Origin of the sequence: Methylobacterium goesingense (genome assembly GCF_022179225.1) — a bacterium.
GTDB classification, from domain to species: Bacteria; Pseudomonadota; Alphaproteobacteria; order Rhizobiales; family Beijerinckiaceae; genus Methylobacterium; species Methylobacterium goesingense.
Map to the genome: position 1 here is coordinate 1 of NZ_BPQL01000184.1, position 6,995 is coordinate 6,995.

The 6,995-nt window shown below is 71.3% G+C and carries 8 protein-coding genes; 3 read left to right on the forward strand and 5 right to left on the reverse strand.

What is annotated here, in order from left to right; all coding sequences use genetic code 11:
• Window positions 1-42: 42 nt before the first annotated feature.
• Window positions 43-909 carry an outer membrane protein gene (locus MFF30_RS23850; RefSeq protein WP_238282629.1) on the reverse strand — a complete coding sequence of 289 codons (867 nt, stop codon included), beginning with the start codon at window positions 907-909 and terminating at the stop codon, window positions 43-45.
• A gap of 407 nt (window positions 910-1,316) precedes the next feature.
• On the opposite strand from MFF30_RS23850, the gene MFF30_RS23855 reads away from it, so the two are divergent.
• Window positions 1,317-1,613 (forward strand): hypothetical protein, encoded by a 297-nt coding sequence (locus tag MFF30_RS23855; protein ID WP_238282631.1) that lies wholly within the window; start codon window positions 1,317-1,319, stop codon window positions 1,611-1,613.
• 22 nt (window positions 1,614-1,635) lie between these two features.
• Here the strand turns inward: MFF30_RS23855 and MFF30_RS23860 are convergent, their stop codons facing one another.
• The 4 genes from MFF30_RS23860 to MFF30_RS23875 form a co-directional block, all read right to left on the reverse strand.
• Window positions 1,636-2,349: a di-trans,poly-cis-decaprenylcistransferase gene (locus tag MFF30_RS23860; RefSeq protein ID WP_238282632.1), complete on the reverse strand. Its 714-nt coding sequence runs from the start codon at window positions 2,347-2,349 to the stop codon at window positions 1,636-1,638.
• Between the two features lie 59 nt (window positions 2,350-2,408).
• Window positions 2,409-2,840 carry a transcriptional regulator gene (locus MFF30_RS23865; RefSeq protein WP_238282633.1) on the reverse strand — a complete coding sequence of 144 codons (432 nt, stop codon included), beginning with the start codon at window positions 2,838-2,840 and terminating at the stop codon, window positions 2,409-2,411.
• Window positions 2,827-3,444, reverse strand: coding sequence for a hypothetical protein (locus tag MFF30_RS23870; RefSeq protein ID WP_238282634.1), 618 nt, complete (start codon window positions 3,442-3,444; stop codon window positions 2,827-2,829). The genes MFF30_RS23865 and MFF30_RS23870 overlap by 14 nt, the downstream gene beginning before the upstream one ends.
• A 92-nt stretch (window positions 3,445-3,536) precedes the next feature.
• Entirely contained in the window at window positions 3,537-4,280 is a 744-nt protein-coding gene (locus MFF30_RS23875; RefSeq protein WP_238282635.1) for an aspartate/glutamate racemase family protein, read from the reverse strand.
• Between the two features lie 222 nt (window positions 4,281-4,502).
• On the opposite strand from MFF30_RS23875, the gene MFF30_RS23880 reads away from it, so the two are divergent.
• On the forward strand, window positions 4,503-6,137 hold the full coding sequence (locus MFF30_RS23880; protein ID WP_238282636.1) for a DEAD/DEAH box helicase: 1,635 nt from the start codon (window positions 4,503-4,505) through the stop codon (window positions 6,135-6,137).
• Between the two features lie 96 nt (window positions 6,138-6,233).
• A partial coding sequence (locus MFF30_RS23885; RefSeq protein ID WP_238282637.1) for a GGDEF domain-containing protein occupies window positions 6,234-6,995 on the forward strand: 762 nt, incomplete at its 3' end.

Genomic DNA, 6,995 nt, shown 5'->3' on the forward strand with positions numbered 1-6,995 from the left:
GCGCGGACCGGGGTCGGCCGCGCGGGATCGCATGGGGTCGGCTTAGTACGAGCCGAACTTGTAGTTCAGGCCGGCGCGCACGACGACGAACTCGTCGGAGCGGCGGTTGTTGTAGCCGGTGGTGACCACGCCGGGGGTGTTGACCGAGTAGGTCGCGCCGGTGGCGGGCGAGTAGGCGAACACGCCGTTGTTGCGGTTGTCGCGGTCGAGGTTCACGTACAGACCTTCGACCTTGAGGGTCACGGCCGAAGACTTGAAGAAGTTCAGGAACGAGTCGGTCGGCAGGGCGTACTCGATGCCGCCGCCAGCGGCCCAGCCGGTGCGGAAGTCGTTGCGGCTGCTGTTGGGCAGGCCGAAATCGTTACCGCCGCCGCCGCCGTAGGCGAAGCCGCCGGTGCCGTACACCAGGGTGCGGTCGAAGGCGTAGCCGAGGCGACCGCGCACGGTGCCGAAGTAGTCGAGGCCCGACAGGCCGTTCGGGTTGACGAAGGTCAGGTTGTTGACGTTCGCGCCGATGATGGTCGCGTTGTTCCGCTGCGAACCGAAGTCGACGTACTGGGCGTCGGCCTCGACACCGATCACGACACCGGAGCCCGGGGTGAACTGGTAGTTGTAGCCGATCTGACCGCCGCCAACGAAGCCTTCGTTGTTGTTGCGGTTGTTGAACACGGCAGCGCCGACGGCGCCGGGGGCGAAGACGGGCGCGGTGGCCAGCACGGTGGTCGTGCGGTTGTTGTCGTTGCCCGTGCCGAAGCCGTAGCCGGCGTTGATACCGGCGTAGAAGCCGGTCCAGGTGAACACCGGCACCGGCACGAACACCGGGGGAGCCGCGCGGCGCGGAAGGTCGGCGGCCGAAGCGACGGCGGTCAGGCCGGCGAGCACGGTGGAGGCGAGAAGCAGTCTTTTCATTTTACCTGGTCCTGGTTGGCGATAGCCGGCGTGCTTGTAGGCCCTGGCTGCCGTCGGGTCTGTCGCTTTCCTGCAACAAGGCCACGGGTTACGCCCCCAGAAGTCAAGGAAGGGTAAAGGTTAGTCGGAGTTCATCTCTGAGCTTGATCGTCTGTGTCCTGACGCACATTGGTCGGGTCACTTCACCTGTCGCATTGTGTAGCCTCTCGAAAATTCAAGATACCGTTCGCGGAATTTTCGAGCCCGCCGCGCGCCAGGATTTTTACTGCCGCTTGCTTGGCTAGGGCGTTTTTTAATGCCGATCGGCCGACCCTGCGCGCCGGCGCGCGAACGCGATCTTAACCCTGATGGCGGAATGTCCAGCCCGATCGGTCCAACCGTGGGCCGCACCGATGAACGTGCCTGCCATGCTCCCACCCAGCCGCTTCGTGGACATCCCCCGTGGCGAGGATCCGATGCCGGAGCGGGAGGAGGCCGTCGCCCGCCCGCCCGCCAGGCTGCTGCCCTGGGCGATCAAGCTGAGCCTCGCAGTCGGCATCGTCGCCTTCGCGGCGACCCAGTATCTCTCCCGCGCGGTGGAGACCGGGCCGCGTCAGCGCGAGGCCCGCGCCGAACAGTTCGAGCCCGAGACCACGGGTTCGATCGGACAAGCCGCCGGGCGGACGCTCCTCGACCCCTGCACCGCCGCCGGCCTCAGGCGCTGAGGCGTGGCGCGACCGGGCGCCCTCAAGCCGCTCGGGCGGATGCGGCGAGGCCGCCGAAACGGCGTTCGCGGCCGGCGAAGGCGGCGAGGGCCGCGGCGAGGTCGTCCACGTCGAAATCCGGCCAGTGTCCTTGCGTGAAGTGCAACTCGGCATAGGCGCTCTCCCAGAGCAGGAAATCCGAGAGGCGCTGCTCGCCGCTGGTGCGGATAACGAGGTCCACGTCGGGAACCGCCCCGCCGCTCACCGCCCGGCCGAATGCGGCCGGCGACGGAGACGGGTCGGCCGAGGCCGCCAGCGTGGCGGCGGCGGCCAGGATCGCCGCGCGGGCCGAGTAGTCGATCGCGATGCGCAGGTGTAGGCGGGTGCCCGCCGCCGTCAGGTCCTCCGCCCGGCCGATGGCCTCGGCGAGCCCCGCCGGCAGGCGGTCGCGCCGGCCGATCACGGTCAGGCGCACGCCGGCCCCGGCGAGGCGCCCGGTCTCGGCGCGCAGGTAGCGCCGCAGCAGGCCCATCAGGGCGCAGACCTCCTCCGGCGGCCGACGCCAGTTGTCGCTGGAGAAGGCGTAGAGGGTCAGCGTGCCGATGCCCTGGTCCGGGGCCGCCTCCACCACCCGCCGGATCGCCGCCACGCCGGCCTTGTGCCCCAGCACCCGAGGCAGGCCGCGAGCGACGGCCCAGCGGCCGTTGCCGTCCATGATGATGCCGACGTGAAGTCCGCTCTGCAAAGTCATTTGCATCGTAAAGTTTCCTGGCACGTGAAGGTCGGAGCCCGGGCGTGACTGGGTCGGGGCGCGGCTCAGGCCGGTCGAGGCCGGCCGACTCGCGCGGTGGGCTTCTCGGAGGGCGCGTCCGCGTCCCGCGCCGCCTCGGCGGCGTCGCGCACCACGCGCTCGAGCACGGCGAGGTAGTCGAGGAAGCGCCGGCGCCCGGCGGCGGTGAGGCCGCAGGTGGTCTGGGGCCGGTTGCCCTCGTAGCCCTTGCGGATCTCGACGAGGCCCGCCTCCTGCAACACCTGGAGGTGGCGGCTCAGATTGCCGTCGGTGAGGCCGCAAAGCTGCTTGAGGTCGGCGAAGGCGAGGCCCTTGGGGTGGGCGATCAGCGAGGTGAGCAGCCCGAGGCGGGCCTTCTCGTGGATCACCCGGTCGAGCCCGTCATAGGCGAAGGGGGCGGCGAAGGGGGCGGCCACGGGCTCGTCCGATTTAGTCTTGCCCGTCTCAATCTTGGGCATCGTTGGCCTCCGAGGCGGCGCGGATCACCAGGGCCATCAGGGCCTGGCCGACGGCGAACGGCACGCCCATCGCCCAGGGCGAGAGGTGGCGGCCCTCCCCCGACACGACCAGCACCGCGAGGCCGGCGACGAGGTACCAGGCCCCCACGAGAGCGACGCCGCGCGGCATGACCCGGATTCCAGCGAAGATGCCGAGGCTGACCAGCACCTGCCACAGGCCCGGCAGCAGCCAAAGGTTCTCCGGCGAAACCCGGGCCAGCACCATGGCGAGGAGCGCGCCAGTGGCGCCCGCCGGCAGGAACTGCTCGACGGCGTCGTGGATCATCGCGTCCCTGAGGCCGCCCGTGTGCCGGCGGGCGCGGGCGCGCATCTCCGCGCCGATCAGCATGAGGGCGATCACGGCGGTGACGATCCAGGCGCCGAAATAGGTCAGGGGCCGGCCATCCGGGTCGTCGAGAAGGAGGGATTGCGCCGTCGCGGTGGCCAGGGCGAGCCCGGCGGTGGCCGCGAAGGCGGCCGAGCCGTAGCCGCTGAAGGCCGTGCCCCGGACCAACTGCGAGCGGATCGCGACGATGTCGGCCAGGGCCTTGTCGAGATCGCTCATTTCGCCCTGTCCCGCCACGAACTCTGTGATGCAAAGTAACTTCGGACGTGGGGGCGACGCAAGGTTTTTCTTTGCGATGCAAAGTGGAGCGGTCAGGTCTCCGCGAGGAGGCGCGCCAGGGCCGGGGCGAGGCCGGTGCTTGCCACCGCGGGCGCGCCCCGGCTTGCGCGCGAGGCGCCGGCGCCGGCGCCGGCGCCAGCGGCGGCCAGGACCGCGTGCGTGCCGGCCTCCACCGAGCACAGGACCGGCACGGGCACGGCGGGCTGGATGCGCGCGGCGAGCCCTGCCAGGGCCGCGCCCCCGAGGATCACGGCCTCGGCGCCGTCCGCCTCCGCGCAGGCCCGGCAGGCGGCGGCGAGGAGACCGAGGGCCGCGTCGGGATCGGCGGCGATCTCGCCCCCCGTCGGCGCGACCGCGCGCACGCCAGCGAACCGCTCGGCCAGCCCGATGGCCGCGACGAACTCGGTCAGCATCGGTTCCCAGAGGGCGCCCCCGGTGACGATGGCAAAGCGCCGTCCGCCGCTGGCGGCGGCCCGGCAGGCGGCGTCGGCCATGCCCACCACGGGGACCGGCGAGACCTCGCGCAGGGCCGCGAGCCCCGGATCGCCGAAGCAGGCGAGGTAGACGGCGTCGCAGCCGGCGACGTGCTCGGCGAGGGCATCGAGGGCGGCGTGGCCGGCGATGGCGACCGCCGCCCGGCTCGCGATGTAGCGCGCCCCGAACCGCCCGGTGGCGGGCACCAGGGTGATTCCCGCCCCGGCCACCGACCGCACATGGTCCGCCACGAGGTCGGTGACGGAGGGGGTGGTGTTCGGGTTGATGAGCAGGATGCGCAAGGCGGGACGAACCTCGGGGCCGGGCCGGCGCGGCGCGCGCCTGCGGATAAGCCGCCCTGTCGAGGGTGGCCTCGATTGACAAGGCGGCGCAAGGCCCTAAGTGTCCCCGCAACGCGTGTGCGCGGCGGGTCGTGTCGAAGCCGCCCTTTCTGCCAGCCGTCGCCGTGTCGATGTCCTCCGCGCCGGTTGGTCCATTCCCGCGCGCAACGGTTCTCATAGAATATGTCTTTTGCCGACCTCGGATTGAGCGACAAGGTCCTCCAGGCCGTCACGGCGGCCGGCTACTCCGAGCCGACGCCGATCCAGGCCCAGGCCATCCCCCACGTGCTCGCGCGCCGCGACGTCCTCGGCATCGCCCAGACCGGCACCGGCAAGACGGCGGCCTTCACGCTGCCGATGCTGACGCTGCTGGAGAACGGCCGGGCCCGCGCCCGCATGCCGCGCACGCTGATCCTGGAGCCGACGCGCGAGCTCGCCGCCCAGGTGGTCGAAAACTTCGATCGCTACGGCATCAACCACAAGCTCAACGTCGCCCTGATCATCGGCGGCGTCTCCTTCGCCGAGCAGGACGCCAAGCTGATGCGCGGCACCGACGTGCTGATCGCGACGCCGGGCCGGCTCCTCGACCATTTCGAGCGCGGCAAGCTGCTGCTCACCGGCGTCGAACTCCTCGTCATCGACGAGGCCGACCGCATGCTCGACATGGGGTTCATCCCCGACATCGAGCGCATCGTGAAGATGGTGCCGTTCACGCGCCAGACCTTGTTCTTCTCGGCCACGATGCCGCCGGAGATCGAGCGGCTGGCCGACATGTTCCTGCACACGCCCCAGCGGATCGAGGTGGCCCGGCCCGCCTCCACCGCCGCGACCATCGTGCAGAAGCTCGTGGCGACCCCTTCGGAGGGCCACGAGAAGCGCGATCTGCTGCGCCGTCTCATCCGCGGCGAGGCCGAACTGAACAACGGCATCATCTTCTGTAACCGCAAGCGCGACGTGGCGCTGCTGCAGAAGTCCCTGGCGAGCCACGGCTTCAACGTGGCCGCGCTCCACGGCGACATGGATCAGCGCGCCCGCACGATCGCGCTGGACGCCTTCCGCTCGGGCGAGGTGCCGCTCTTGGTGGCCAGCGACGTGGCGGCGCGCGGGCTCGACATCCCGGCCGTGAGCCACGTCTTCAACTTCGACGTGCCGCATCATCCGGAAGACTACGTCCACCGCATCGGCCGTACGGGCCGCGCCGGCCGCGCCGGCCACGCCTTCACCCTCGTCAGCCGCGCCGACGAGCGCTCGCTCCATGCCATCGAGGCCCTGATCGGGCAGCCGATTCCCTGGTCCGAGGGCGACCTCGCCTCGGTGCCGGAATCCAGCGCCCCGTCCGAGGACGGCGACTCGACGCGCACCCGCTATCGCGGCAAGGCTGGCAGTGGCCGTCGCCTGCGCCCCGGCGCGGGCAAGGCGGCCGCCGGACGGTCCGGGGCCGGCCGATCCGAGGGGGCGCGGTCCGAGACCGCGAGTCCCGAGGGTGGCAGATCCGAGAGTGGCAGGTCCGAGAGTGGTAAGTCCGAGGGCAGGCCGGAAGGCCGCGCGCCCAAGCGCGATGGGCGCGGCGGCAGGTCCACCGCCCGCCGGGCCGCGCCGGAGCGCGCCCCGTCCGTCCCGGCCGAGATCGCCGAACGCGAGGCCGCGCCCGCGTCCCCCGCGGCCCAGCGGGCGCCGCGTCCCGAGCGGGCGCGCGAGGAGCGTCGTCCCCCGCCCCGGCGCCGCGGCGACGAGGACGAGGGCGAAACGCCGGTCGGCTTGGGCTCGCACGTCCCGGCCTTCCTGCTGCGTCCGGCGGTGGTCAAATCACCGAAATGAGCCGCCCCCTTAACCCACTCTGCACCAACGCCGCCCTAGGGTGAATCGCGCGGGTGCGCCCTCTATCCGGGGCGCCTGCGGACGATGGGACGGACGATGGACGGCACACATGGCGATCGCGACCGGAGCTTCGCGCTGGCCGAGCGCGCCAACACGCTGATGCGCGATTACGGGCCCTCCGCGGCCCCGCGTTCCTACGCCGTCTGGTACGCGTACGTCTCCGGCACGCAGCCGTTGCTGAACGATGCCCTGAAGCGCCTGACGGCGGCCTCCGCGGCCCTCACCGAGGAAGACATCGAGACCCTCTACCGGACCTATCTCGATCCGAGCCGTCTGTCGGCCGCGACGGAGCATGCCAGCACCGGCGTGCTGAGCGAGATCGCCGGCGTGATGGAGGTGCTCGACCTCTCGCTCGGCTCCACCACGCAGTACGGTGAATCGCTCCGCGCTCTGGCGCACGACCTCGACGGCCCCACCCCGAGCCAGGCCGCCGTTCACCGGATCGTCGCGGCCCTGGTGGCGACGACGCGGGAGGTCAGCGCCAATAACCGCACCCTCAAGGCGCGCATGCGTGAGAGCCGCAGCGAGATCGAGGCCCTGCGCGAGACCCTGGAGGCGACGCGGCTGGAGAGCCTCACCGATCCGCTCACCGGCCTGTCCAACCGCAAGCATTTCGAGGACAGCCTGTGCAAGTTGGTGCAGGGCGCCTCCGCGGCCACGCCGGCCGGGCTGATCGTGATCGACGTCGATTCCTTCAAGCGCTTCAACGACGTCTACGGCCACATCACCGGCGACCAGGTTCTACGCCTCGTGGGCGTGGTCATGCGCGAGCAGGTCAAGACCAATGCCATCCTCGCC